The sequence below is a fragment of the Inquilinus sp. genome (assembly GCF_039594555.1).
Taxonomy (GTDB): Bacteria; Pseudomonadota; Alphaproteobacteria; order DSM-16000; family Inquilinaceae; genus Inquilinus.
Genome location: NZ_JBCNNF010000001.1, coordinates 13327 through 37292, shown reverse-complemented (window position 1 = coordinate 37292; position 23966 = coordinate 13327). Strand labels below are relative to the sequence as shown.

Annotated in this window: 25 protein-coding genes; 5 read left to right on the top strand and 20 right to left on the bottom strand. The window is 70.3% G+C overall.

Features of this window, described 5'->3' with window-relative positions; genetic code table 11:
- Positions 1-78: 78 nt before the first annotated feature.
- Both ABDW35_RS00200 and ABDW35_RS00195 read left to right on the top strand, forming a co-directional pair.
- Complete coding sequence (locus ABDW35_RS00200) at positions 79-1233, top strand: DUF4167 domain-containing protein (RefSeq protein ID WP_343711817.1); 1155 nt, start codon at positions 79-81, stop codon at positions 1231-1233.
- A gap of 118 nt (positions 1234-1351) precedes the next feature.
- Positions 1352-1867: a PRC-barrel domain-containing protein gene (locus ABDW35_RS00195; protein ID WP_343711816.1), complete on the top strand. Its 516-nt coding sequence runs from the start codon at positions 1352-1354 to the stop codon at positions 1865-1867.
- A gap of 240 nt (positions 1868-2107) precedes the next feature.
- Here the strand turns inward: ABDW35_RS00195 and ABDW35_RS00190 are convergent, their stop codons facing one another.
- The 8 genes from ABDW35_RS00190 to ABDW35_RS00155 form a co-directional block, all read right to left on the bottom strand.
- Entirely contained in the window at positions 2108-3397 is a 1290-nt protein-coding gene (locus ABDW35_RS00190; protein WP_343711815.1) for an aminotransferase class III-fold pyridoxal phosphate-dependent enzyme, read from the bottom strand.
- An 8-nt stretch (positions 3398-3405) separates the two neighbouring features.
- The gene (locus ABDW35_RS00185; RefSeq protein ID WP_343711814.1) at positions 3406-4173 is read right to left on the bottom strand and encodes a glycosyltransferase family protein; all 768 of its coding nucleotides are present in this window, start codon (positions 4171-4173) and stop codon (positions 3406-3408) included.
- Positions 4170-5399 carry an aldo/keto reductase gene (locus ABDW35_RS00180; RefSeq protein WP_343711813.1) on the bottom strand — a complete coding sequence of 410 codons (1230 nt, stop codon included), beginning with the start codon at positions 5397-5399 and terminating at the stop codon, positions 4170-4172. The genes ABDW35_RS00185 and ABDW35_RS00180 overlap by 4 nt, the downstream gene beginning before the upstream one ends.
- Entirely contained in the window at positions 5396-6172 is a 777-nt protein-coding gene (locus tag ABDW35_RS00175) for a GNAT family N-acetyltransferase (protein WP_343711812.1), read from the bottom strand. Before ABDW35_RS00175 ends, ABDW35_RS00180 begins: the two co-directional genes overlap by 4 nt.
- Positions 6173-6442: 270 nt before the next feature.
- Entirely contained in the window at positions 6443-7381 is a 939-nt protein-coding gene (locus ABDW35_RS00170; RefSeq protein ID WP_343711811.1) for an FAD-binding protein, read from the bottom strand.
- A gap of 17 nt (positions 7382-7398) precedes the next feature.
- Entirely contained in the window at positions 7399-8148 is a 750-nt protein-coding gene (locus ABDW35_RS00165) for an electron transfer flavoprotein subunit beta/FixA family protein (RefSeq protein ID WP_343711810.1), read from the bottom strand.
- A 172-nt stretch (positions 8149-8320) separates the two neighbouring features.
- On the bottom strand, positions 8321-8803 hold the full coding sequence (locus tag ABDW35_RS00160) for a hypothetical protein (RefSeq protein ID WP_343711809.1): 483 nt from the start codon (positions 8801-8803) through the stop codon (positions 8321-8323).
- Positions 8804-8882: 79 nt separating this feature from the next.
- On the bottom strand, positions 8883-9503 hold the full coding sequence (locus tag ABDW35_RS00155; RefSeq protein ID WP_343711808.1) for an SCO family protein: 621 nt from the start codon (positions 9501-9503) through the stop codon (positions 8883-8885).
- Between the two features lie 72 nt (positions 9504-9575).
- Between ABDW35_RS00155 and ABDW35_RS00150 the strand changes: the two genes are divergently transcribed.
- Positions 9576-9749, top strand: coding sequence for a hypothetical protein (locus tag ABDW35_RS00150; protein WP_343711807.1), 174 nt, complete (start codon positions 9576-9578; stop codon positions 9747-9749).
- Between the two features lie 141 nt (positions 9750-9890).
- Here ABDW35_RS00150 and ABDW35_RS00145 read toward each other — a convergent pair whose 3' ends face one another.
- Entirely contained in the window at positions 9891-10778 is an 888-nt protein-coding gene (locus ABDW35_RS00145; RefSeq protein ID WP_343711806.1) for an AEC family transporter, read from the bottom strand.
- Entirely contained in the window at positions 10775-11482 is a 708-nt protein-coding gene (locus ABDW35_RS00140) for a phosphatase PAP2 family protein (RefSeq protein WP_343711805.1), read from the bottom strand. The genes ABDW35_RS00145 and ABDW35_RS00140 overlap by 4 nt, the downstream gene beginning before the upstream one ends.
- Positions 11483-11663: 181 nt before the next feature.
- Here ABDW35_RS00140 and ABDW35_RS00135 point away from each other — a divergent pair, with 181 nt between their 5' ends.
- On the top strand, positions 11664-12590 hold the full coding sequence (locus ABDW35_RS00135; RefSeq protein ID WP_343711804.1) for a TauD/TfdA family dioxygenase: 927 nt from the start codon (positions 11664-11666) through the stop codon (positions 12588-12590).
- Positions 12591-12716: 126 nt separating this feature from the next.
- On the opposite strand, the gene folE is transcribed toward ABDW35_RS00135, so the two are convergent.
- From folE to ABDW35_RS00120, 3 genes are all read right to left on the bottom strand, one after another.
- The gene (folE, locus tag ABDW35_RS00130) at positions 12717-13355 is read right to left on the bottom strand and encodes a GTP cyclohydrolase I FolE (RefSeq protein WP_343711803.1); all 639 of its coding nucleotides are present in this window, start codon (positions 13353-13355) and stop codon (positions 12717-12719) included.
- Between the two features lie 91 nt (positions 13356-13446).
- Positions 13447-13839: a Co2+/Mg2+ efflux protein ApaG gene (gene apaG / locus ABDW35_RS00125; RefSeq protein WP_343711802.1), complete on the bottom strand. Its 393-nt coding sequence runs from the start codon at positions 13837-13839 to the stop codon at positions 13447-13449.
- Positions 13840-13892: 53 nt separating this feature from the next.
- Entirely contained in the window at positions 13893-14396 is a 504-nt protein-coding gene (locus ABDW35_RS00120; protein ID WP_343711801.1) for an OmpA family protein, read from the bottom strand.
- Positions 14397-14557: 161 nt separating this feature from the next.
- Here ABDW35_RS00120 and ABDW35_RS00115 point away from each other — a divergent pair, with 161 nt between their 5' ends.
- Positions 14558-15934 (top strand): FAD-dependent oxidoreductase, encoded by a 1377-nt coding sequence (locus ABDW35_RS00115; RefSeq protein WP_343711800.1) that lies wholly within the window; start codon positions 14558-14560, stop codon positions 15932-15934.
- A 257-nt stretch (positions 15935-16191) separates the two neighbouring features.
- On the opposite strand, the gene ABDW35_RS00110 is transcribed toward ABDW35_RS00115, so the two are convergent.
- The 7 genes from ABDW35_RS00110 to glpD all read right to left on the bottom strand — a co-directional run bounded on the left by ABDW35_RS00110 (position 16192) and on the right by glpD (position 23714).
- Positions 16192-17979, bottom strand: a complete 1788-nt coding sequence (locus ABDW35_RS00110) for an extracellular solute-binding protein (protein WP_343711799.1) — start codon at positions 17977-17979, stop codon at positions 16192-16194.
- Between the two features lie 78 nt (positions 17980-18057).
- Positions 18058-18336 carry a DUF2160 domain-containing protein gene (locus tag ABDW35_RS00105; protein WP_343711798.1) on the bottom strand — a complete coding sequence of 93 codons (279 nt, stop codon included), beginning with the start codon at positions 18334-18336 and terminating at the stop codon, positions 18058-18060.
- Positions 18337-18348: 12 nt separating this feature from the next.
- Positions 18349-19152 carry a carbohydrate ABC transporter permease gene (locus ABDW35_RS00100; protein WP_343711797.1) on the bottom strand — a complete coding sequence of 268 codons (804 nt, stop codon included), beginning with the start codon at positions 19150-19152 and terminating at the stop codon, positions 18349-18351.
- Complete coding sequence (locus ABDW35_RS00095; protein WP_343711796.1) at positions 19149-20021, bottom strand: sugar ABC transporter permease; 873 nt, start codon at positions 20019-20021, stop codon at positions 19149-19151. The genes ABDW35_RS00100 and ABDW35_RS00095 overlap by 4 nt, the downstream gene beginning before the upstream one ends.
- A gap of 3 nt (positions 20022-20024) precedes the next feature.
- A complete protein-coding gene (locus ABDW35_RS00090) occupies positions 20025-21110 on the bottom strand; it encodes an ABC transporter ATP-binding protein (protein WP_343711795.1) in 1086 nt (361 codons plus the stop codon).
- A 4-nt stretch (positions 21111-21114) separates the two neighbouring features.
- On the bottom strand, positions 21115-22197 hold the full coding sequence (locus ABDW35_RS00085; protein ID WP_343711794.1) for an ABC transporter ATP-binding protein: 1083 nt from the start codon (positions 22195-22197) through the stop codon (positions 21115-21117).
- Complete coding sequence (gene glpD, locus ABDW35_RS00080; RefSeq protein WP_343711793.1) at positions 22194-23714, bottom strand: glycerol-3-phosphate dehydrogenase; 1521 nt, start codon at positions 23712-23714, stop codon at positions 22194-22196. The genes ABDW35_RS00085 and glpD overlap by 4 nt, the downstream gene beginning before the upstream one ends.
- Between the last annotated feature and the right edge of the window lie 252 nt (positions 23715-23966).

Here is a 23966-nt window from a genome sequence, read left to right as displayed (position 1 = left end):
GATGACGCTGGGCCCGGCCGCATCAGGCGGCGGCGAGGGACGGCAGCGCGGAAACAGCGATCTGCAGAAGCAAGGCTGATGAGACCAGGACCGAATTCGCGGCGTGCGCGCGGCAGGAACGGCGGTGGTGGAGGCGGCGGCGGTGGCGGCGGCCAGCAGCGCCGGCCGAACGCACTGCCCAACCGCAACCAGACCATCGACAGCAACGGGCCGGATATCCGCATCCGCGGCAACGTCTTCCAGGTCTACGACAAGTATATGGGGCTGGCGCGCGACGCCCAGGCGTCGGGCGACCGCGTCATGGCCGAGAACTACCAGCAGCATGCGGAGCATTACGTCCGCATCATCAACGCCATGAACGAGGCCTATGGCGGCCAGCCGCACCAGCCGCAGGGCGGCCAGGACAGCAGCCGCGAGCAGCCGGGCGTCGATGCCGACTACGATCCGCTGACCAGCCCGCCGCCGCAGCGCCGCGAATTCGACCAGCGCAACGATGGCGGCGACCGCCAGCAGCGCCGGGACTTCGAGCCGCGCGAGGGCGGCGACCGGCCGCAGCGGCGTGAATACGACCAGCGCGAAGGCGGCGATCGCGGTGACCGCGGCGATCGCCCGCAGCGCCGGGAGTTCGAGGGCCGGGGCGAGGGCGGCGACCGCCAGAACCAGGGCTTCCGCGACCGCGACCAGGGCTACCGCGACAACCGCCCGCCGCGTGACCAGAACTTCCGCGACCAGAATCGCGATCAGGGCCAGCGCGACCGCTTCGGCGGCCAGCCGCGCGACAACCGCCAGGATTATCGCGGCGACCGGCCGCAGCCAGCGGTGGAGCTGAACGCGCCGCAGCCGCACATCCCCAGCCCGCTCGATCCGGCGCCGGTCGACATGGCCGCGTCCTCGGCCAGCTTCGGCGCCGATCCGCGCGACCAGGAGGACAGCGGCATCGACACCGAGCTGGCGCTGCCGGCCTCGATCATCGCCCGGCCGCGCCGGGGCCGTCCGCCGCGCGCGGCCGCTCCCGCGGTCGAGGCGGCGTCATCGGAGCAGCCGGCGGCTCCCGCCGCTCCGGTCGAGGCGCCGGTGCCGCCGGCCGCCCAGCCCGAGGCCTCGGCCCAGCCGGGCCTGCCCGGCGTCGCGGCGGAAGAGGCTCCGGCCGCGCCGAAGCGCCGGCCCGGCCGGCCGCGCAAGGTGAAGGCAGCGGAGGACGCTCCGGCCACCGAGCCGCCGAGCGGCGAGTAACCACCCAGACTCCAGCGAAAGCCCGGCTCCGCGCCGGGCTTTCGTCGTTTCGGGGAACCGTGTCCCGACCCCTCCTGTTGCTCGGATATCTCCAGGCGATCCTCAAGGAGGACCGATCATGCGCAAGACCCTGATTTCAGCTGTTTCCGCCGTCGCCCTGCTGGCCCTGCCGGCGATGGCGCAGACGACGACCCAGCCGTCCACCACGACGACCACCCCCTCGACGACCGCGCCCGCGGCGACGACGGGCAGCACGGTCCCTGAGGGGCAGCAGCAGCTCCCCGATTCGCATATCCTCGGCTCCGACCTGATCGGCGCCAGCGTCACCAACGCCAATGGCGATTCCATCGGCAAGACCTCGGATGTCCTGGTCGACAAGGGCAGCAAGACCGTGGATGCCGTGGTCATCGATGTCGGGGGCTTCCTCGGCATCGGCTCGAAATCCGTGGCGATCCCGCTCGACAAGCTGACCATCGGCGCCCGGCCCGATGAGGGCGTGAAGACCGCCATGACCAAGGAGCAGCTGGAAGCGCTGCCCGCCTTCGAAGGCCACAAGGCCGAGACGCCCGCGGCGCCGGCCGCCGGCACGACGGGCGGGACCACGGGCACCACCAGCACCGGTACGGGCAACTGACATATGCCCGACTGAGTCGTCGCCGGCAGGGGCGACGAAAGAGCCACCCCGTCGGCCCGGGAGCGATCCCGGCCGGCGGGGTGGTCTCGTTTTGGGCACTGACGCGGAGACTTGGCGCCATGTCTCCGCCGTCATTGTGAGGAGGCGAAGCCGACGAAGCAATCCAGGGGCCGGTTCGCGCTGGCCCCTGGATTGCTTCGCTGCGCTCGCAATGACGATGTTGGAATTCTGGAGCGGCTCTCAGCGCACCTTGAACAGCGGCACCAGCGGCTCGCAGCGCAGCTCGGCGCGGACGCGCTTCTGGCCGATCGCGGCCGAGAGCAGGGCGAAGACCTCGTCATAGATGGTCAGCACCCGGTCGACATCGGCCTGGCTGTGGGCATAGCTCATATTGTGGCTGCCCAGCGAGAGCAGGCCGCGGGCGAAGATCTCCTGCAGCCACAGCGTCTTGATCTCGAAGGCGCTGGTGTCCGGCTGGTCCTTGATCAGCAGGAAGGTCCAGGACGGATGGCCGGACAGGGACAGCACCTCGCCCAGCCGGTGCCGCTCGACCAGCGCCGCGGTGCCGTCACGCAGCGCCGTGCCCAGCGAGGCCATGTGCCGGGTCACCGGCTCGCGCACGACCTTGTCCAGCGTCGCCCGGGCCGCGGCCAGCGACAGCGTCTCGCCGCCCATGGTGAAGGAGAAGAAGATCTCCTCCATCTCCATCATCAGCTCGCGCCGGCCGCACACCGCCGACAGCGGATAGCCGTTGGCGATGCCCTTGCCCAGCGTGGTCAGGTCGGGGGTGACGCCGAACAGCTCCTGCGCCCCGCCATTGGCGACGCGGAAGCCGGTGATGGTCTCGTCGAACACCAGCACCGCGCCGTGCTTCGTCGCCCGCTCGCGCACGCCTTCGAGATACCCCTCGGCCGGGTAGGCGACGTTCATCGGCTCCATGACGATCGCGGCCACCTGGCCGGCATGCTCGTCCAGCAGCCGGTCCAGCGCCGCCAGGTCGTTGTAGGGGAAGCTGTGGGTCAGGGCCCGGGTCCATTCCGGCACGCCGCGGTTGCGGGCGGTGGCGCCGATATACCAGTCCTGCCAGCCGTGATAGCCGCTGACCAGCACATGGTCGCGGCCGGTATAGGCGCGGGCGACGCGGACCGCGCCGGCGGTGGCGTCCGACCCGTTCTTGCCGAAGCGCACCATCTCGGCCGACGGCACGATCGCCACCAGCCGCTCCGCCACCTCGGCCTCCAGCGGGCTCGACAGGCTGAAGATGGTGCCGTGATCGACCTGCGCCTTGACCGCGGCGGTGACGTCCGGATCGTTGTAGCCCAGCGTCACCGAGGCCAGGCTGTTGATGAAGTCGATGTATTCGTTGCCGTCGACGTCCCACAGCTTGCTGCCCTGGCCGCGGGCGGCGAAATAGGGCGACACGCCGAGCGGATATTGCGTGATGCTCTTGCTGAAGGTCTGGGCGCCCAGCGGAATGGTCTGCCGGGCCCGGTCGAGCATCGCCTCGGATGCCGCATAGCGTTCTGACACTTTGATCCTCACGACTTGGTCAGGGCGGCGTCCTGGGCGAGCGAGCGCTCCAGGCCCTCGTTCCGCCGGTGGACGCGGTTGAGCGCGGCGATCTCCGGATGCGCCGCCAGGAACTGCACGATGTCGTCGGTGCCGAAGGCCGGGTTGGCCGGGTACAGCCCGGCATAGACCGCCCGCACCAGGGCCAGGTCCTCCGGCGTGTCGACGGTCCAGCGCTGGTCCGACAGGTCGGCGTCGCCGACCAGGCTGCCCAGGCGGAACCGCTCCGGCCGGGTATAGATGAAGCGGGTGACGTGCTCGCGCTCCGACGGCAGCGTCGCCTCGCGCCACGCTGCCTCCAGCACCTCCGCGCGCATCACCTCGGCGTCCAGCCCGTCGGGCCAGCGCGGCGTCAGCGTGTTGCAGGAATAGTCGTAGCCGCCGTCGAGATGCAGCCCGATCAGCCGGTCGATCACCGCAGGGTCGGCCAGCGGGCAGTCGGCGGTCAGGCGCACGATCTGGTCGGCGCCGCTGCCCGCCGCGGCGGCGTGGAAGCGGTCCAGCACGTCATTCAGGCTGCCGCGGAAGCAGTCGACGCCGATCCGGGCGGCCAAGGATGCGAGCGCGTCGTCAGCCGGCTCGGTGCTGGTGGCCAGCACCAGCCGGTCCAGCGTCCGGCAGCGGCGCAGCCGCTCGACCTGGCGCGCCAGCATCGGCTCGCCCAGCAGGTCGGCCATCACCTTGCCGGGCAGCCGCGACGAGGACATCCGCGCCTGCAGGATCGCCAGCACCGTCATGTCCGCTCCCAATAGCTCTTGTCGTCCAGGATGAAGCGCCCCGCGGCCGCGGTCCAGCCGGCGAAGGGCTCCGCAGCCACCAGGCGGCGCAGCCCGATCTGCTCGAAGGCTATCCGCGCGACCAGCGCCGCCGCCTCCTCCCGCCAGGCGTCGGGGACGCCCTCCAGGGCGACCGCGGCCTCGCCGGCGGCGCGGTCGATGGGACCGAGACGGACGGCGCCGCGGGCATCGCCGCCCGCCTTCGGCTGCACCGCCAGCATCGCCGTCGTGCCGGACGCGGCCGGCCGCAGCGCCACGGCGGTGCCGGTCAGGATCGCGGCGGGGCGGCCGCCGGACGGCCACAGGGCGGGGTTCAGCACCAGGTCGTCGGTCGATTGAACTGGCGCCATTGGCGGCGGCGCGGCGGCGACGGCGCGCAGGATGCCGGCCAGCTCCTCCGGCCGGGTGACACCGACCAGGGCGGTGCCGATCTCCGGCCGGCCGATCACCGCGCCCAGCGCCGCGGCCAGCGGGTCGGCGGTGCCGACCGCGTCGCGCCAGCGCCCGACCAGCGCCTCGGCCGCGGGCGAGACGCGGGCGGCCTGGGCCGGCGGCGCCAGCAGCAGCCCCTGCAGGAACACCGACCGGGCGTGCAGCTCGATGCCCCGCTCGGCCAGCGCCGCCAGCAGGCCAGGGCCGATGCGGCCGTCGACCGCGTTCCAGGGCAGCTGCACCAGGTCCAGCGGATAGCGCTCCAGCACGGCGGCGAGCTGCCCGGCGCTGTAGACGGAGGCGCCGATGCGCTCGACTTCGCCGGCCCGCTGCAGCGCCGCCATCGCCGCCCACAGCGCCGGGCCGCCGGGGCGCAGCAGGTCGTTGGCGTTGTGGGTCAGCAGGCCGGCCAGCCGGTCGCGGCGCAGCTTCACCCGCGACGCGGCGTAGGCGTCGCGCACCGCCTGCCCGATCTCATCGGCGTGGCGCAGCCCGCCCAGATGCGGCGTCTTGGTGACGATGCGGAAGCGATGCGCCGCCGGCAGCACCTGGCCCAGCACCTGCTCGGCCGTGCCATAGGCCGGGGCGGTGTCCAGCACGCCGATGCCGGCCGCCGCGGCGGTCTCCAGGATCGCCGCCACATCCTCGGGCGGGCAGATGCCGCGGTCATTGGCGATGCCGTAGTCGAGCCCGAACTGGGCGGTGCCGAGACCCAGCGCCGCCGCGCCGCGCCAGGGGGTAGGGGCTGCGCTCAAGATCCGGCCAGGCGGCGTTTCGGCGCGGCGTCGGTGCCCTCATCCTCCAGGACGCGGCGCTCCAGCGCCTCGATCTCCGCCTTGTACAGCGGCAGCTCGCGGTCGAGGAAGTCGCCCAGCCGGGTGGCGAAGCCCTGGCGCGGCAGCGCGGCGACCAGCTTCAGCATGGCGTCGTTGCCGGGCCAGAGCTGCCCGCCGCGCCGGGCCTTCAGCGCCGCGTAGTCCTCATAAAGGCAGCAGATCATGACGGCGTTGCTGACCGTCTCGCGCCCCTTGACGAAGCCGCGTCGCATGATGCCGTCGGTGTAGTAGCCCAGCAGCTCCAGCCACTGGTTCCAGCGCGCCAGGCCGGGATGGGCCTGGCCGGCCCACACCCGGTCCAGCCCCATGCGCTGGAAGGCATGATCGGTCACCCGGGCCATCGCCTCCAGCTGCACCAGCTGGCGCCCCGGCAGCGGCTTGCCGACCACCAGCGAGATCTGGGCCGAGCGGGCGACCCAGTCGATCGCCGACAGCGAGATGATGCCGTAGAGCGGCCCGCCGCCCTTGCCGCAGATCAGCGCGGCGAAGCGGTCGCGCTTGCGGATCGATTCGAGGAAGCCGCGCTGGTCCTCGATATGGTTCGGATAGATGCCCTGGGCCAGCCAGCGCGTCGTCTTCGCGTCATTGAACCAGTCGGCCCAGCCATCGGTGATCGCCGCCTCGGACGGGACGCAGAGGTCGAGGGTCTCGCCCTCGATGAAGACGGAGTAGCGCTGCGTCTCATCCGCCATGCGGGCGAATCCTTCCGGGGCTCTGCGGTCGCGCGAGCGATTCTGCCCGGCGCCGGCCGGAGGTCCCTTCGCTGTGGCGCAGCACGGTGTGCAAATCGGCGATCCGCAATCGATGGTCGAAAACGCCCTATCGGCGGACAACCGGCCGGTCCTGTCAAGCGGAACCGCAGGGCCGGCGACCCTATCCCGCTATGCGCCGGCCGGCAGCAAAAAGGCGCATCCCGGGGGATGCGCCTTCCAGCGTCGCGAATGGTGGTCCGAAGGGCCGGATCAGGCCTTCTTCAGCTCGGCCTCCAGCTCCGGGATCACCTTGAACAGGTCACCGACCAGGCCGTAATCGGCGACCTGGAAGATCGGCGCCTCCTCGTCCTTGTTGATGGCGACGATGACCTTGCTGTCCTTCATGCCGGCCAGGTGCTGGATCGCGCCGGAGATGCCGACGGCGATGTACAGGTCCGGCGCCACCACCTTGCCGGTCTGGCCGACTTGGTAGTCATTCGGCACGTAGCCGGCGTCCACCGCGGCGCGGCTGGCGCCGATCGCGGCGCCGAGATGGTCGGCGATGCCCTCGAGGATCTTGAAGTTCTCGGAGGAGCCGAGGGCGCGTCCGCCGGAGATGATGATCCGGGCCGAGGTCAGCTCTGGCCGCTCGGACTTGCTCAGCTCCTGGCCGACGAAGCTCGACAGCCCGGCATCGGCCTTGGCCTCGACCGCCTCGACCGAAGCGGAGCCGCCCTCGGCCGCCGCCGCCTCGAAGGCGGTGCCGCGCACGGTGATCACCTTGATCGGGTCGGAGGATTGCACCGTGGCGATGGCGTTGCCGGCATAGATCGGCCGCTCGAAGGTGTCGGGCGAATCGACGGCGGTGATCTCGGAGATCTGCTGCACGTCGAGCAGGGCGGCGACGCGCGGCAGCAGGTTCTTGCCGGCGCTGGTCGCGGTGGCCAGCACATGGCTGTAGCCCTTGGCCAGGTCGACGACCAGCGGCGCCACGGCCTCGGCCAGCTGGTGCTCCAGCGCCGGGGCCTCGGCCAGCAGCACCTTCGCCACGCCGGCCACCTTGGCCGCGGCGTCGGCCGCCGGGCGGGCGCCGGCACCGGCGACCAGCACATGGATGTCGCCGCCGATCTTCTGCGCCGCGGTGACGGCGTGCAGCGTGGCGGGCTTCAGGGTGGCGTTGTCGTGGTCGGCAACGATCAGGATCGACATGTCTTGGTCCCCCGCCCTCAGATCACGCGCGCTTCGGTCTTCAGCTTGGCCACCAGCTCCTGCACGCTGGCGACCTTGACGCCGCCTTTGCGCTTCGGCGGCTCGGCCACCTTCAGCGTCTTCAGCCGCGGGGCCGGGTCGACGCCCAGATCGGCCGGGCTGACGGTGTCGAGCGGCTTCTTCTTCGCCTTCATGATGTTCGGCAGCGAGGCGTAGCGCGGCTCGTTCAGGCGCAGGTCGGTGGTGATGATCGCCGGCAGCTTGACCCGGATGGTCTCGAGGCCCCCGTCGACCTCGCGGGTCACCAGCGCGGCGCCGTCCTCCAGCACCAGCTTCGAGGCGAAGGTCGCCTGGCCCCAGCCCAAGAGGGCGGCCAGCGCCTGGCCGGTCTGGTTGGCGTCGTCGTCGATCGCCTGCTTGCCCAGGATCACCAGCTGCGGCTGCTCCTTGTCGACCAGCGCCTTCAGGATCTTGGCCACGGCCAGGGGCTGCAGCTCGACATCGGTCTGCACCAGGATGCCGCGGTCGGCGCCCATCGCCAGGGCGGTGCGGATCGTCTCCTGCGCCTGGGCCGGGCCGACCGACACGGCCACCACCTCGGTCGCCTTGCCGGCTTCCTTGGCGCGGATCGCCTCCTCGACCGAGATCTCGTCGAAGGGGTTCATCGACATCTTGACGTTGGCCATGTCGACGCCGGACCCGTCGGCCTTGACCCGGACCTTCACGTTGAAGTCGATCACCCGTTTCACCGGGACCAGGATCTTCATCGCCTCGCACTCCATGGGACGGCGCGCTTTTCGCGCTGCAGTATGACGCTTTTAGTGCCCAAGGGCGGGATCGGCAACCGCCCCGGGCAGATAGCGACCAGAGGCCCGGATTCCGCGGCCCGGGTCCATCCGATCCGCGACGGTTTGTGGCCCGCCGCCGACGGCGATGCGGTTAGGGCTTCGGCTGGCCGGGGTCGAATGTCGGCCCGCCCATGCAGGGCGCGACGATGTCGGAGCACTGGGCGGTGCGGAGATAGCCGCCGGAGGTGCGGTAGCGGACCTCGGTGACGCGGCCGTCGACCAGGGTGAAGGTGGCCTCGCAGTAATTCGGGTCCAGCGCGCTGGTGCCGATCTTCTGGCCGATGCCGGCATTGACCGGGCTGATGCCCATGTCGGTGCCGCCCGTGCCGCCGAAGCCGCCGACGCCCGCCGCCTCGTCCGCGGACATGCCGGCGCTCTGATAGGTCAGGTAATGGGTGTTGCCGTCGGCGCGGGTGCGCGACGGCGTGCCGGCGCAGGACAACAGCCGTGCCTCGCTCAGCCCGACCAGGTCATTCTGGGCCGTCAGCGCCTGCTGCTGCCGCGCCTCGCGCTCGGAGCAGCCGTTGAGGACGAGGAAGGCGATCCCGGCCAGGACGGCATGGCGAAGGGTCATGGGGGCAACTCCGAGAGCGAAGATCAGGTCGGGGCCACGATAGCACGGCGGACGGGAACGCAACCCGCTTCGTGGCCGGTCAGAGCTGTTTGCCGATCCGTTCCGCCATCTGCTGGGGCGACAGCTGCGGCGGCAGCACGTCCAGCACCTGCCAGTCCGGCCCCATCAGATAGGTGAAGGCGGTGTGGTCCATGGAGTAGGAGCCGTCCGGCTGCGGCGCCTTCTTGTAGTAGACGCGGAAGGCCTTGGCCGCCGCCGCGATCTGCTCGGCCGATCCGGTCAGCCCGACCATGCCGGGATAGAAGGCCTGGGCGTATTGGCCCACCACCTCGGGCGTGTCGCGCTCCGGGTCCACGGTGATGAACACGGGCACCACGCCTTCGGCCTTCACGCCCAGCGTGTCCAGCGCCGCCGCCATGGTCGACAGCTCGGTCGGGCAGACATCCGGGCAGTTGGTGAAGCCGAAGAAGATCAGCGCGTCCTTGCCGGCGAAGTCCTTCTCGGTCACCGGCTTGCCGGCCTGGTCGACCAGCGCGATCGGCCCGCCGACCGACCCGAACTGGCCGACGACGCCGCGGCCGCCGGGGGGGCCGAGCCAGAAGGCCACGGCCGCCGCGATGGCGATGGCCGGCACCGCCAGCGCCAGGGACCGCAGGATCCGCTTCCTCCACATCTCGACCGGCCTTCTCGCGTGAGTCATGGTCAGCCGTCATAGGCGCTGCGGCTTCCGGACGGAAGCGCGCGCGGCGTCGCAGAACGGACGGATGGTATCATGGCGGAGAAGGCGCGGCCCGGCGCGGCCGGCGGCGATACGGATGCCGAGAGCGGCTCGGTCGGCGACGACAATCGCGGCCGGGCCCTGGTGGCGCTGGAGATCATGCGCCGCCGCGGCCTGATCGATCCGGCGACCTACGAGGCGCGGCGGAAGGAGATCGAGCAGGGGTAGGTTTGCCTTGCCTTGGTCCCACACTGTCATGCCCGGGCTTGACCCGGGCATCCAGAGACTGTTGATGCCGCACTGGGTGGCCCCTGGATTGCCGGGTCAAGCCCGGCAATGACACCAAGGGGAGGCCTTCCATCGCCCGACCTATCCCATCAGCACAGCCAGCAGCACCGGCAGGGTCAGCAGGCTGATGATGGTGCCGACGACGACGGCGCCGGCCACCTCCTCCACCGGGCCGCCATAGCGGGCGGCGAACAGGTAGTTGAACACCGCCGGCGGCATCGCCGACTGCAGGATCAGGATCGCCGCGGCCGGCTGCGGGATATCGGCCAGCCACACCACCCCATATCCGGCGGCGAGGCCGAGGCCCAGGCGCAGCGCCGCCAGCCACAAGGCGCGGCCGAGATTGGCGATGCGCAGGCTGGCCAGCGACACGCCCAGCGCGATCAGCATCAGGGGTAGGGTGACGCCGCCCAGGAGTTCGGTCGCGTTGCCCAGCCAGCGCGGCGTGTCGATGCCGCCGGCGGCGAAGGCGATGGCCAGGAGGATAGCGTAGATCGTCGGCGTCTTGAGGATCTCGGTCCACCGGCTGTGGCCCGAGGCGCAGGAGACGCCGACGGTGAACTGCAGCAGCGTCATCGCGGCGGAAAAGGGCAGGGCCAGCGCCAGCCCCTCGTCGCCGAAGGCGAAATAGGCGATCGGCAGGCCGAGATTGCCGGCATTGGGCAGCATCACCGTCGGCAGCAGCGGCCGCACCGCCCGGCCGGTGGCGTAGAGCGCCAGCCCGCCGACCAGGCCGCAGGCGAAGACCGACAGCATGGCGAGGCCGGCCTGGCCGACGATCTCGCCGGCCGGGACGTGGAACTTGGTGAGGGTCGAGAACACCAGGCAGGGCGACCCGACATAGGTCACCAGCCGGGTGACGAAGCCGAGGTCGAAGGGGTGGCGCGACCGGGCCCAGACATAGCCGACGGCGGCGGAGGCGATCACCGGCGCCAGCACCGGGACCAGGGCGGTGATCAGCTCGATCATCGCGCGATCGTCACCGGCCCGCCGGTCGCCTCCAGGCAGCGGCGCACGGCCAGGGCCACGACCACGCCCAGCCAGGCGCCGGCGACGATGTCGGCCGGGTAGTGCGAAGTGACGACGACGCGGCTCAGAGCCACCAGCCCGCCCAGCAGGCCGAAGGCCCAGCCCCAGCGCGGGAACAGGATCCACAGCGCCGTCATCGCCGTGGCCATCGTCTGGGCGTGGCCGGACGGGAAGCTGTTCGAGAACAGGTCCCAGCCGAAGGGATGCGGCGCGAAGGCGTCCTGGCGGAACAGATGGCGCGGCCGCGGCCGGCCGATCGCCGCCTTCAGCAGCCAGTTGGTCACGGTGGTGGCCAACAGCGCGGCGAGCATGAAGCTGAAGCCGCGGGCCCGCTTCAGCCGCCGGGCCCGGACATCGCCATAGGCGGCGAGGAAGGCGGCCAGGCGGAAGCCCAGCCAGCCCAGGATCGCCAGTGCGTACCACCACACGCCGAGGCCGAGATCGGTGAAGACCTTGACCGCGGCGATGACGGGCGAGCCGCGATGCGCCTCGAACCACAGCGCCGCCGGGCGGTCGGCGAAGGCGACCAGCAGGGCGCACAGCACGGCGACGGCCAGGAAGCTGGCCAGGACCGGGCGGTCGGGCAGGCCATGATGCCTCCCCGAGCCGGCGCGCTCCGCCGCGATGATGTCCGATCGATCCACTGCCCCTCCGATATGTCCGTCCTGTACGACGGACCGCGCCGGCGCGGAACGGCGTTCATGGCATCCAAGGGTCCCGGATCTGTAATCTCTATAGGAAATGTGAATTACAGACATTGATCTCAATAAAAATGTATATCTAAGATATGGCCGACGCCGCGATGTGAATGAACAGGAGCACTGCATGGCCGACCTTCACCCCGACGCCGTGGCCGGCCTCGACCTGCGCCCGGTCGCCGGCCGCATCGGCGCCGAGATCCGCGGCCTCCGCCTCTCCGGCAGCCTCGATGCCGCGACCCTGGACGGCCTCCGCGCGGCGCTGCATCGGCACAAGGTGGTGTTCCTGCGCGACCAGGACCTCGACGATGCCGGGCAGGAGGCCTTCGCCCGCGCGCTGGGCGACCCGGTGGCGCATCCGACCCAGCCGGTGGCGGTCGGCGCCGACTTCCTGCTCGAGCTCGATTCCGCCCGCGGCCAGCGCGCCAACTCCTGGCACACCGACGTCACCTTCGTCGACGCGTACCCCCAAGCCTCGATTCTGCGCGCGGTGACGGTGCCGGAGTTCGGCGGCGACACCATCTGGGCCAACACCGCCACCGCCTATTTCGACCTGCCGGCGCCGCTGCGCGGCCTGGCCGACCAGCTCTGGGCCCTGCACAGCAACGATTACGACTATGCCGCCGCGCATCCGGAGGCGACGCCCGAGCGGCTGCGCCACCACCGCGAGGTGTTCACCTCGACCGTGTACGAGACCGAGCATCCGGTGGTGCGGGTGCATCCGGTAACCGGCGAGCGCACGCTGGTACTGGGCCATTTCGTGCGCCGCTTCCTCGGCCTCTCGGCGAATGAATCGGCGCAGCTCCTCGCCACGCTGCAGGCCTATGTGACGCGGCCGGAGAACACGGTGCGCTGGCAGTGGCGGGCCGGGGACGTGGCGATCTGGGACAACCGTGCCACCCAGCACTACGCGGTCAACGACTATGGCGACCGGCGCCGCGTGGTGCGCCGCGCCACCATCGCCGGCGACATCCCGGCCGCGATCGACGGCCGCCGCAGCGTGACGCGGGTGAAGGCGGTGCGGCAGCCGAGACCCGAAGCCACCGCTGCCTGACAGCCCCTCGGCCCAGCCTGCTCGAACCAGTCCCGACGCTCTCCCGCCTGCGGACCGTCCAACCCCTCATGCGAGCGCGGGATCTCTGGGATCGCGGCGGGACAAATCGTCCGATCCCAAGCCCGGTCAGACCGGCATCCCGATCATCATCTGGAATTCGCGGCGCAGCTGCGGCTCGTCGCGGAAGGCGCCGATCATGTAGCTGGTGACCATCTGGGTGCCGTGCTTGTGCACGCCGCGGGTGGTCATGCAGTGATGCTGCGACGACACCATCACCGCCACGCCGCGCGGCTTCAGCACCTGGTCGATGGCGCCGGCGATCTGGGCGGTCAGCCGCTCCTGGATCTGCAGCCGCTTGGCATAGGCGTCGACCACCCGCGCCAGCTTGGAGATGCCGACCACGCGCCGGTCCGGCAGATAGGCGACATGCGCCTTGCCGATGATCGGCACCATGTGGTGCTCGCAATGCGACTCGAAGTCGATGTCGCGCAGCAGCACCATCTCGTCATAGCCTTCGACCTCGTCGAAGGTGCGGGACAGCAGCTCGACCGGATCCTGATCGTAGCCGCGGAAGAATTCCTCATACGACTTCACCACGCGCTTCGGCGTGTCGCGCAGCCCCTCGCGCCCGATATCCTCGCCGGCCCAGCGCAGCAGCACGCGCACCGCCTCCTCGGCCTCGGAGCGGCTCGGGCGCTGCACGGAGGCGGGCGCGGGCTGTGCCGCGGCATTGGCCACCACGGGGGTGAACGGGTTGCGGGTCATGGTACCGGCCTCTCCCGGGCGGTTGTCGATGGCGGTGGCGTCCGTCGCTTCGGCCGGGGCCGTGCGGGATCCTGGGGTTATCTTGGTCACGTCAGTTCAATCGGATCGTTCGGTTCGGGCTGTCCAGCGAGAAGGCGGGGATCGCGACGTCGAAGCGCTCGCCGGCCGGGGTCTCCATCTGATAGGTGCCGACCATGATGCCCGAGGGCGTCGCGATCGGCGCGCCGCTGGTGTACTGGAACGCCTTGCCGGGTTCGATCACCGGCTCGACCCCGACCACGCCGGGGCCGCGCACCTCCTGCACCCGGCCGAATTCATCGGTGATCCGCCAATAGCGGCTGCGCAGCTGCACCCGCTCCCGCCCGTGGTTGACGATGCGGACGTGGTACGCCCAGACGTAGTGGTTCTCGTCCGGCGAGGACTGGTCCTCGAGATAGACCGGCTCGACCGACACCTCGATCGCCCGGGTTTCCGCAGTGTACATGACCTCGTTCCGCTGGCGGGGGCACCGCGCGGCGCCCGTGTCTCCCCAACAGACTATATGGGACGCCCCGGTGTCGCGTCCAATCGCGACACGGCCGAGGATTCGAATCCGATCTCGACCCGGTCATTCGCCGGCTCCGCCTGTCCCGCCGGGGCCGGCAGCAGCGGGTCGGCCGCGCCGATGCCGGCCACCGTGATCCGGTCCGGCGCGATGCCGGCGGCGCGCAGCCGGGCCGCCACCAGCCGGGCCCGCCGCAGCGACAGGCGCTGGGCCGCCGCCGGGTCGCCGCCGGCATCGGCGTGGCCGGTCACCACCAGCCGCGGCGCCGGCCCCTTGGCGCGCCGCCGCGCATCCTCGACCACCGCTGCGGCGATGGCGGCGGTGCCGTCCGGCGCCATCGCAACCTTGCCCGGCAGGAAGAAGACGTAGCGGATATCGGCCGACAGCGCCCGGTCCACCGGCACCGAATCGGGCAGTTCGACCTTGTCGCGCGACGGCACGCACCCCGCCGCCAGGCCCGCGAGGGCCATCACCGCCAGCACCGCAACGATCCGCATCGTCCCCGTTGTCCCGTCTTCGATCCCGCCCGCAGCATAGGGCGGCACGATGGCGGCGGCGAGGCGGGATAGCGCATGCTGCGGCTGTCGCCATCCCGAGGTTGGCCCCAGCGGAAGGAGGTGGCTACGATGCCGCCGGTCGACGCAGCGCCGGGAGGATCATGCGCATCGCCATCATCGGGGCCGGGTTCACCGGCTGCTTGCTCGCGGTCCAGCTCCTGCGCCGCTCGGCCGGGGCGGCGCAGGTCGTGCTGATCGAGCGGGGCGGCCCCCCCGGCCGCGGCATGGCCTATGGCACGCCGCACCCGGCGCATCTGCTGAATGTCCGCACCGCCAACATGAGCGCGTTCCCGGACGAGCCGGAGGATTTCCTGCGCTGGGCCCGGGCCCATGGCGGCGAGGAGCCGTATCTGCCGCGCCGCTTCTATGGCGACTATATCGGCGAGACCCTGGCGGCGGCGGGCCGCGACTTCCCCGGCGGGCTGACCATGCTGGCCGACGGCGCGGTCGGGCTGGACCGCGACGCCGACGGCGTGACGGTGCGCCTGGCCTCCGGCCGGACCGAGCGGGCCGACATCGCGGCCTTGTGCACCGGCAACGCGCCGCCCTCTTCGCCGGTGGCGCTGCCGGACGCGCCGGGGCGGATCCTGGTCGGGCCGGAGGATGCGTGCCTGCCCTCGATCCTGCCGGACGAGACGGTACTGATCCTCGGCACCGGCCTGACCATGATCGACATCGCCGCCGGGCTGGCGGCGCAGGAGCATCGCGGCCGCGTCCTGGCGCTCTCGCGCCGCGGCCTCTTGCCCCGGCCGCATCGCGACATCGCCAGCAAGCCGGCGGCGCTAGACCCGGCGGAGTTCGTCGGCCGGCCCGCCCTGGCGGTGCTGCGCCGGGTCCGCGCCTTGTGCCGCGAGGCCGAGGCGGGGGGCGGCGACTGGCGGGCGGTGATCGACGGGCTGCGCCCCTTCACCCAGAAGCTGTGGCAGGCCTGGGACGAGACCCAGGCCGGGCGCTTCCTGCGCCATCTGCGGCCGTGGTGGGACGTGCACCGGCACCGGGTGGCGCCGGCCATCGCCGACCGGGTCGGGGCGATGATCGCCTCGGGCCAGCTGCAGGTCCTGGCGGGCCGGCTGCGCAGTGTGGCGGCGGTGGAGGACGGGCTGTCGGTGACCTGGCGCCGGCGCGGCGCGGCGCAGGATGAGACCCGGGCGATCTGCCGCCTGGTGCTGGCCAGCGGGCCGGAGACCGACCCGGCGCGGACCGACGACCCGCTGCTGCGGTCGCTGCTGGCCGGTGGTGCTGTGCGGCCGGACCGGCTGCGCCTGGGCCTGGACGTCGATGCCGGGGGCCGGCTGATCGGCCATGACGGCCAGCCCTCACCCCGGCTCTACGCGCTGGGGCCGCCGACCCGCGGCGCCTTCTGGGAGATCACGGCGGTGCCGGACATCCGCCGGCAATGCGCCGAAGTGGCCGAGGCGATGCTGAAGAGCGAAACCGTCCCGCCCCCGGCCAAGCCGGGCTTCGACCCGGGGATTTGAGGGGCCAACCTATCCCCCAAAAATGTCATGCCCGGGCTTTTGACCCGGGCATCCAGAAGGTCTCGACGCTCTCTGGATTGCCGGGTCAAGCCCGGCAATGACAATGGAGGGGCCTCAGAGATCATTTGGAAATGCGCTGGTGCGAGTCGACTGGCGGTGGTTCCGAGAGCCGGAGCGCAGCGGGGGTTGGCCCATGAGCACCGGAAGCGGAGGAACCGCCGCCAGGCGGCCGCACCAGTAGCGTTTACAAATGATCTCTACCGGACCTTCCCTTCCTTCCAGGCCTGCAGCAGGCTGTCATAGGCCACGGTCTGGCCCTTCTCCTTCTCGTTCTCCAGCTTCGGCTTCGGCGCGCCGGGGGCGTCGAACCACTCTTTGGCGTCCTTCTCCTCGTTCAGCTTCGGCCCGCAATCGCCGAGATTGCCGGCCCGCTCCAGCCGCGCCAGCACCTGGTCCTGCTGCTTGGCCAGGTTGTCCATCGCCTGCTGCGGCGTGACCTCGCCGGTCACCGCCTCGGCCACGTTCTGCCACCACAGCTGCGCCAGCCGCGGATAGTCGGGAACGTTGGTTCCGGTCGGGGTCCACGCCACCCGCGCGGGGCTGCGGTAGAACTCGACCAGCCCGCCCAGCTTCGGCGCCATCTCGTCCATCGCCTTGGAGCGGATGTCGCTGTCGCGGATCGGGGTCAGGCCGACCTGCAGCTTCTTCAGCGTGGTCGACTTGCAGATGCAGAACTGGCCGTACAGCCAGGCCGCCTTGCGCCGGTCGGGCGGGGTGCTCTTCATCAGGGTCCAGGAGCCGCAATCCTGGTAGCCCAGCTTCATCCCCTCCTCCCAGTACGGGCCGTGCGGCGACGGCGCCATGCGCCATTTCGGCGTGCCGTCCTCGTTCACCACCGGCAGGCCCGGCTTGGTCAGGTCGGCGGTGAAGGCGCTGTACCAGAAGATCTGCTGGGCGATGTTGCCCTGGCCCGGCACCGGCCCGGCCTCGGAGAAGGTCATGCCGGCCGCCTCGGGCGGGGCGTACTTCTTCAGCCACTCGATGTACTTGGTCAGCGCGTACACCGCGGCCGGGCCATTGGTGTCGCCGCCGCGGGTGACGCTGGAGCCGGCGGGGCGGCAGCCCTCGACCCGGATGCCCCATTCGTCGACCGGCAGGCCGTTCGGGATGCCCTTGTCGCCGGCGCCGGCCATCGACAGCCAGGCGTCGGTGAAGCGCCAGCCCAGCGACGGGTCCTTCTTGCCGTAATCCATGTGACCCCAGACGCGGACGCCGTTGATCTCCTTCACCTTGTTGGTGAAGAAGTCGGCGATGTCCTCATAGGCCGACCAGTTGACCGGCACGCCGAGGTCGTAGCCGTACGCCGCCTTGAACTGCTCCTGCAGCTTCGGGTCGGTGAACCAGTCGTAGCGGAACCAGTACAGGTTGGCGAACTGCTGGTCCGGGATCTGGTACAGCTTCCCGTCCGGGCCTGTGGTGAAGCTCTTGCCCATGAAGTCGTCGACGTCGAGCGTCGGCAGGGTCACGTCCTTGCCCTCGCCGCCCATGTAGTCGGACAGCGGGACAGCGTCGCCGTAGCGGAAATGCGTGCCGATCAGGTCGCTGTCGTTGACGAAGGCGTCGTAGATGTTCTGGCCCGACTGCATCTGCGTCTGCAGCTTCTCGATCACGTCGCCTTCCTGAAGCAGGTCGTGCTTCAGGTTGATGCCGGTGATCTCGGAGAAGGCGCGGGCCAGCGTCTTCGACTCGTATTCATGGGTGGTCAGCGTCTCGGACACCACGTTGATGTCCATGCCGCGGAACGGCTCGGCTGCCTTGATGAAGAACTCCATCTCCTTCATCTGCTGATCCTTGGTCAGCGTCGAAGGCTGGAACTCGGTGTCGATCCACTTCTTGGCGTTGGCGGTCAGCTCCTCCACCGTGGCGGCGAAGGCGCGGCAGGCGAAGCCCGGCAGGGCCACCGCGGCGCCGAGGGCGGAGGCGCCGCGCAGCAGGTCACGGCGGTGGACCGGGAACCCGCCCGGCCCGTGCAGCATCTTGGTCATGATCTCTCCCCGTCTAGACAGATGTTGAACCATCACTTTCCTGCCCCTTGTCGGGGCCGGTCCGGAACCCGCGTCAGCTCATCCGAACCGCATCACCGCGATCATCCACGCCACGGCGATCGCGAAGCCGTACCAGAGGCTGCCCGAGGCCAGCCCGATCCAGGCGAGATGGATGTAGGCGGCGCCCAGCAGGCCGATGAACAGCCGGTCGCCGCGGGTGGTCGTCAGCGGCAGGAAGCCGCGCCGAGGCACCGAAGGCGACACCAGCTGCCACACCGTCATTGCCGCCAAGAGCGCCGCGATGCCGCAGAAGAACCAGGCGGTGGGCGGCGTCCAGGCCATCCAGTCGAGGGTCATGGCGCCTCCTCCTCACACCCGGCCCAGGGCGAAGCCCTTGGCGATGTAGTTGCGGACGAACCAGATCACGATCGCGCCGGGCACGATGGTCAGCACGCCGGCGGCGGCCAAGAGCGACCAGTCCATGCCGGCGGCGCTGACCGTGCGGGTCATGGTGGCGGCGATCGGCTTGGCCTCGACCGAGGTCAGGGTCCGCGCCAGCAGCAGCTCGACCCAGGAGAACATGAAGCAGAAGAAGGCGGTGACGCCGATGCCGCCGCGGATCAGCGGCACGAAGATGGTCAGGAAGAAGCGCGGGAAGGAGTAGCCGTCGATATAGGCGGTCTCGTCGATCTCCTTCGGCACGCCGGACATGAAGCCTTCCAGGATCCACACCGCCAGCGGCACGTTGAACAGGCAATGCGCCAGCGCCACGGCATAGGGCGTGTCGACCAGCCCGAAGGCGGAATAGAGCTGGAAGAAGGGCAGCAGGAACACCGCCGGCGGCGACATCCGGTTCGACAGCAGCCAGAAGAACATGTGGGTGTCGCCGACGAAGCGGTACCGGCTGAAGGCATAGGCCGCCGGCAGCGCCACCAGCACCGAGATCACCATGTTCATCAGCACGTAGGTGATCGAATGGATGTAGCCCGAATACCAGGACCGGTCGGTGAAGATGGTGGCGTAGTTGGCGAAGGTGATGCTCTGCGGGAACAGCGTGAAGCCGGACAGGATCTCCTGGTTCTGCTTCAGCGACATGCTGACCAGCCAGTAGATCGGCAGGGCCAGGAAGACCATGTACGCGATCAGGATGACGGCACGGGTGCGGCGGTTCATGACGCGTCGGCTTTCCCGAGATTGGTGATGACCGTGTAGAACAGCCAGGAGAACAGCAGGATGATCAGGAAGTAGATGATCGAGAACGCCGCCGCCGGCCCCAGGTCGAACTGGCCGACCGCCATCTTGGTCAGCTCCTGGCTCAGGAACGTCGTCGCGTTGCCGGGCCCGCCCCCGGTCAGCACGAAGGGCTCGGTGTAGATCATGAAGCTGTCCATGAAGCGCAGCAGCACCGCGATCAGCAGCACACCCATCATCTTCGGCAGCTGGATGTAGCGGAACACCGCCCAGCGCGAGGCGCCGTCGATCCGCGCCGCCTGGTAGAACGCGTCGGGGATCGAGCGCAGCCCGGCATAGCCCAGCAGCGCGACCAGCGACGTCCAGTGCCAGACATCCATCACCAGCACGGTGATCCAGGCGTCGAACGGGTCGCCGGTGTAGTTGTAGTCGATGCCCAGGCGGTTGATCAGCACGCCGGCCAGGCCGATGTCGGGCCGGGCGAAGATCTGCCAGATCGTGCCGACCACGTTCCAGGGAATCAGCAGCGGCAGCGCCAGCACGACCAGCGTGACCGACACCGCCCAGCCCCGCGCCGGCATGCACAGCGCGACGAGCACGCCGAGCGGGATCTCGATCAGCAGCACGCACAGGCTGAAGATCATCTGCCGGCCCAGCGCCGCCTGCAGCCGGTCGTCCTGCAGCACCTGCTCGAACCATTCGGTGCCGACGAACACGCCCTGGCCGGGGCCGAAGATGTCCTGCACCGAATAGTTCACGACCGTCATCAGCGGGATGATGGCGCTGAACGCCACCAGCAGCACGACCGGGACGACCAGGAACCAGGCGGCGTTGTTGCGGGTCTTGTCCATCGCTCAGCCCACCAGCCTGCCGTCGGCATAGAGAAGGGTGCGCTCCGGCGGGAAGCGCAGGAACACGGTGTCGCCGCCGAGGCTGCGGCCCTCGGCCAGCTTGGCCTTCACCGTCGCCGGGCCCAGCCGCAGCGTCACGATAAGGTGGGTTCCCAGGTCCTCGACCCCGGCCACCGTGGCCGGCACGCCGCTGTCCGCGACCTCCAGGAACTCCGGCCGGATGCCCAGCTCCAGCGTGCCGGCGCCGCCGGCCAGGAAGGCCTCCACGCCCTGCCGCGCCGGGGCCGACAGCGGGATGCGGCCACCCTCGATCACCGCGTCGCCCTGGTCGACGACGCAGGGCAGCAGGTTGATGCCGGGGCTGCCGATGAAATAGCCGACGAAGGTGTGGGCCGGCCGCTCGAACAGCTCCTGCGGGGTGCCCAGCTGCACCACCTGGCCGTCATACATCACGATCACCTCGTCGGCGAAGGTCAGCGCCTCGAGCTGGTCGTGGGTGACGTAGATCAGGCTGGTCCGCACCTGCTCGTGCACCTCCTTCAGCTTGCGCCGGAGTTGCCATTTCAGATGCGGGTCGATGACGGTCAGCGGCTCGTCGAACAGGATGGCGGCGACGTCCTTGCGCACCAGGCCCCGGCCGAGCGAGATCTTCTGCTTCTGGTCGGCGTCCAGGCCGCGGGCCCGGCGCTTCAGCACCGAGGTCAGCTCCAGCATCTCGGCAACCTCGGCCACGCGGGCCTCGATCTCCGGCTTCGGCAGCTTGCGGTTGCGCAGCGGGAAGGCCAGGTTCTCGGCCACCGTCATGGTGTCGTAGACCACCGGGAACTGGAACACCTGGGCGATGTTGCGCTGTTCCGGCGACGCCTGGGTGACGTCGCGGCCGTCGAACAGGATCTGCCCCTGGCTGGGCGTCACCAGGCCGGAGATGATGTTCAGCAGCGTGGTCTTGCCGCAGCCGGAGGGCCCGAGCAGCGCATAGGCGCGGCCGCTCTGCCAGACCATGTCCATCGGCCGCAGCGCGTAGTCGGCCGGATCCGTCGGGTTTGGCCTGTAGCTGTGCGCCAGGGCCTTGAGGTCGATGCGCGCCATGCTGTCACCTGGTCCGGGCCGGCGCGGCGGCGAGCCGCCCGGCCGGGTCGAAGACGTAGATCCGGGCGGGGTCGAGCGCGACCGTCACCGGCTCGCCCAGAGGATACTTCTGCACGCCGGGCTGCTGCGCCACCCAGGGCCGGCCGCCGAAATGGAAATGGACATAGGTCTCCGACCCGCTGATCTCCGCCAGCTCGACCGGCGCGGTCATCGAGGCCTCGCCCGGCCCGGCCGCGCCGAGGCGGAGATGGCCCGGCCGCACGCCGACGGTGCAGGGCCCGGCGGCCAGGCCGGCCAGGTGCCCGGCCAGCGGCACGGCGACGCCATCGCCCAGCAGCAAGACATTGCCGCTGACCTCGGCCGGGCCGATGTTCATCGGCGGGTCGCTGAACACCTCGGCCACCTTGGTCGAGGCCGGGTGCTGGAACACCTCCACGGTCGGACCCTGCTGCAGCAGCCTTCCCTCGTCCAGCACGACGGTGCGGCCGCCCAGGATCAGCGCCTCGGCCGGCTCGGTGGTGGCGTAGACCACGACCGACCGGCCGCGGCGGAAGATCTCCGACAGCTCGGCCCGCAGCTCCTCACGCAGCTTGTAGTCGAGATTGACCAGCGGCTCGTCCAGCAGCAGCAGCCCGGCATCCTTGACCAGGGCGCGGGCGATGGCGGTGCGCTGCTGCTGGCCGCCCGACAGCTCGCCCGGCAGCCGCTCCAGGAACCGGTCGATGCGCAGCATCGCCGCGGTCTCGCGCACCTTGCGGTCGATCTCGGCCCGGCCCAGGCCCTTGAGGCGCAGCGGCGACGCGATGTTGTCGTAGACCGTCTTGGACGGATAGTTGATGAACTGCTGGTAGACCATGGCGACGTCGCGGCTGCGCACCGAGGTGCCGGTGACGTCACGGCCATCGGCCAGCACCCGGCCGCGGCTCGGCCGCTCCAGCCCCGCCATCAGCCGCATCAGCGTGGTCTTGCCGGCCTGGGTGCGGCCCAGCAGCACAGTCAGCGTGCCCGGCTCCAGCACGAGGTCGAGCGGATGGATATGGGTCTCCGCCCCGACATCCTTGGTCACGCCTTCGAGAACGAGCGTCACGACGCGGCCCTTTCCACGGGACGGGAGTTGCGGGCCCTGAGCCAGTCATCGATCGCGCCGTGCGCCTCGGCCGGGATGTGCAGCCCCAGCTTCGACCGGCGCCACAGCACGTCCTCGGCGGTGCGCGCCCATTCCTGATCGACCAGGTAGTCCAGTTCCGCCTCGGTCAGGCCGGCGCCGAAGTCGCGGCCGAGATCCTCCAGGCTCTGCGCCGATCCCAGCAGCCGGTCGATCCGGGTGCCGTAGGCACGGGCCAGGCGGCGGGCCAGCGGCTCCGGCAGCCAGGGCCGGGCGGCGCGCAGCTTGACCAGGAAGCCCTCGAAATCGGCGTCCGGAATGTCGCCGCCGGGGAGAGGCGCCGAAGCGGTCCAGGGCGCGCCCTTGATGCCCATGACCGGCGCCAGCTTCTCCAGCGCATGCTCGGACAGGCGGCGGAAGGTGGTGATCTTGCCGCCGAACACCGACAGGGCCGGCGGCTGGCCCTGCGGCGCGTCCAGCTCCAGCACATAGTCCCGCGTCGCCTCCGACGCGCTGGACGACCCGTCATCGTAGAGCGGCCGCACGCCGGCATAGCTCCAGACCACGTCGTCCGGGGTCGGGCCGGCGGCGAAGCAGCGGCCGACCGCCTCGCACAGATAGACCGTCTCCTCCGCCGTGATGCCGACGCCGGCCGGGTCGCCCTGGTAGTCGAGGTCGGTGGTGCCGATCAGCGAGAATTTCCCCTCATAGGGGATGACGAAGACGATGCGCCGGTCGTCATTCTGCAGGATGAAGGCCTCGGGCCCATCGTAGAGCTTCGGCACGACGATGTGGCTGCCCTTGACCAGCCGCACGCTGGAGGCGCCGGGCAGGCCGACCGTGTCGTTCAGCACATGCTTGACCCAGGGGCCGCCGGCATTGACCAGGCCGCGGGCCGTGACCTGCCGCTCGCTGCCGTCGGCGCCGCGCAGCGTCGCCACCCACAGCCCGTTCTCGCGCCGGGCGGCGACGCAGGCGGTGCGGGTCAGGATCTCGGCCCCGCGCTCCTTCGCGTCCAGCGCCGCCAGCGCCACCATGCGGGCGTCGTCGACCCAGCAGTCGGAATATTCGAAACCACGCGTCAGATGCGGCTTCAGCACCCGGCCGATGGGGCCGCCGCGCAGCCGCAGGCCGCGGCTTGGCGGCAGGATCTTGCGGCCGCCGAGATGGTCGTAGAGGAACAGGCCGATGCGCACCATCCAGGCCGGGCGCATCGACCGGTCGTGCGGCAGCACGAATCGCAGCGGGCGGATGATGTGCGGCGCCGCGCGCAGCAGCACCTCGCGCTCCATCAGCGCCTCGCGCACCAGCCGGAACTCGTAATATTCGAGATAGCGCAGCCCGCCATGGATCAGCTTGGTCGAGGCCGAGGAGGTGGCCCCGGCCAGGTCGGCCTTCTCGCAGAGCAGGACGGACAGGCCGCGCCCCACCGCGTCGCGCGCGATGCCGACGCCGTTGACGCCGCCGCCGATGACCAGGAGGTCGTACACCTCTGCCACGTTTCCCCGCCTCTGCCCGCGGCCGCGCCGCTTTCGATCTTCGTAAACGAAAATCTGCCTGCGGTCCGGGTGCGATGCAATCGGAATTCGCTGCGAATGCGCAGGATTTCATCTGCAACGGGCTTCGCATGTGCGAAAACGAATGAAGCGAACATTCAAACATCATATTCATTCTGTTAATTTTTCGATCTTATCAGTGACATTTGATGTGAAATAGAGATTGCGTTCGCCACAGTTCCCCGCCTTACTGTG

Excerpts from the sequence above, each read along its gene's own strand:
- ABDW35_RS00200 (WP_343711817.1), top strand. The coding sequence starts at position 79 with ATGAGACCAGGACCGAATTCGCGGCGTGCGCGCGGCAGGAACGGCGGT.
- ABDW35_RS00195 (WP_343711816.1), top strand. The coding sequence starts at position 1,352 with ATGCGCAAGACCCTGATTTCAGCTGTTTCCGCCGTCGCCCTGCTGGCC.
- ABDW35_RS00185 (WP_343711814.1), bottom strand. The coding sequence starts at position 4,173 with ATGACGGTGCTGGCGATCCTGCAGGCGCGGATGTCCTCGTCGCGGCTG.
- ABDW35_RS00175 (WP_343711812.1), bottom strand. The coding sequence starts at position 6,172 with ATGGCGGATGAGACGCAGCGCTACTCCGTCTTCATCGAGGGCGAGACC.
- ABDW35_RS00170 (WP_343711811.1), bottom strand. The coding sequence starts at position 7,381 with ATGTCGATCCTGATCGTTGCCGACCACGACAACGCCACCCTGAAGCCC.
- ABDW35_RS00165 (WP_343711810.1), bottom strand. The coding sequence starts at position 8,148 with ATGAAGATCCTGGTCCCGGTGAAACGGGTGATCGACTTCAACGTGAAG.
- ABDW35_RS00160 (WP_343711809.1), bottom strand. The coding sequence starts at position 8,803 with ATGACCCTTCGCCATGCCGTCCTGGCCGGGATCGCCTTCCTCGTCCTC.
- ABDW35_RS00155 (WP_343711808.1), bottom strand. The coding sequence starts at position 9,503 with ATGACTCACGCGAGAAGGCCGGTCGAGATGTGGAGGAAGCGGATCCTG.
- ABDW35_RS00150 (WP_343711807.1), top strand. The coding sequence starts at position 9,576 with ATGGCGGAGAAGGCGCGGCCCGGCGCGGCCGGCGGCGATACGGATGCC.
- ABDW35_RS00145 (WP_343711806.1), bottom strand. The coding sequence starts at position 10,778 with ATGATCGAGCTGATCACCGCCCTGGTCCCGGTGCTGGCGCCGGTGATC.
- ABDW35_RS00135 (WP_343711804.1), top strand. The coding sequence starts at position 11,664 with ATGGCCGACCTTCACCCCGACGCCGTGGCCGGCCTCGACCTGCGCCCG.
- folE (WP_343711803.1), bottom strand. The coding sequence starts at position 13,355 with ATGACCCGCAACCCGTTCACCCCCGTGGTGGCCAATGCCGCGGCACAG.
- apaG (WP_343711802.1), bottom strand. The coding sequence starts at position 13,839 with ATGTACACTGCGGAAACCCGGGCGATCGAGGTGTCGGTCGAGCCGGTC.
- ABDW35_RS00120 (WP_343711801.1), bottom strand. The coding sequence starts at position 14,396 with ATGCGGATCGTTGCGGTGCTGGCGGTGATGGCCCTCGCGGGCCTGGCG.
- ABDW35_RS00115 (WP_343711800.1), top strand. The coding sequence starts at position 14,558 with ATGCGCATCGCCATCATCGGGGCCGGGTTCACCGGCTGCTTGCTCGCG.
- ABDW35_RS00110 (WP_343711799.1), bottom strand. The coding sequence starts at position 17,979 with ATGACCAAGATGCTGCACGGGCCGGGCGGGTTCCCGGTCCACCGCCGT.
- ABDW35_RS00105 (WP_343711798.1), bottom strand. The coding sequence starts at position 18,336 with ATGACCCTCGACTGGATGGCCTGGACGCCGCCCACCGCCTGGTTCTTC.
- ABDW35_RS00100 (WP_343711797.1), bottom strand. The coding sequence starts at position 19,152 with ATGAACCGCCGCACCCGTGCCGTCATCCTGATCGCGTACATGGTCTTC.
- ABDW35_RS00095 (WP_343711796.1), bottom strand. The coding sequence starts at position 20,021 with ATGGACAAGACCCGCAACAACGCCGCCTGGTTCCTGGTCGTCCCGGTC.
- ABDW35_RS00090 (WP_343711795.1), bottom strand. The coding sequence starts at position 21,110 with ATGGCGCGCATCGACCTCAAGGCCCTGGCGCACAGCTACAGGCCAAAC.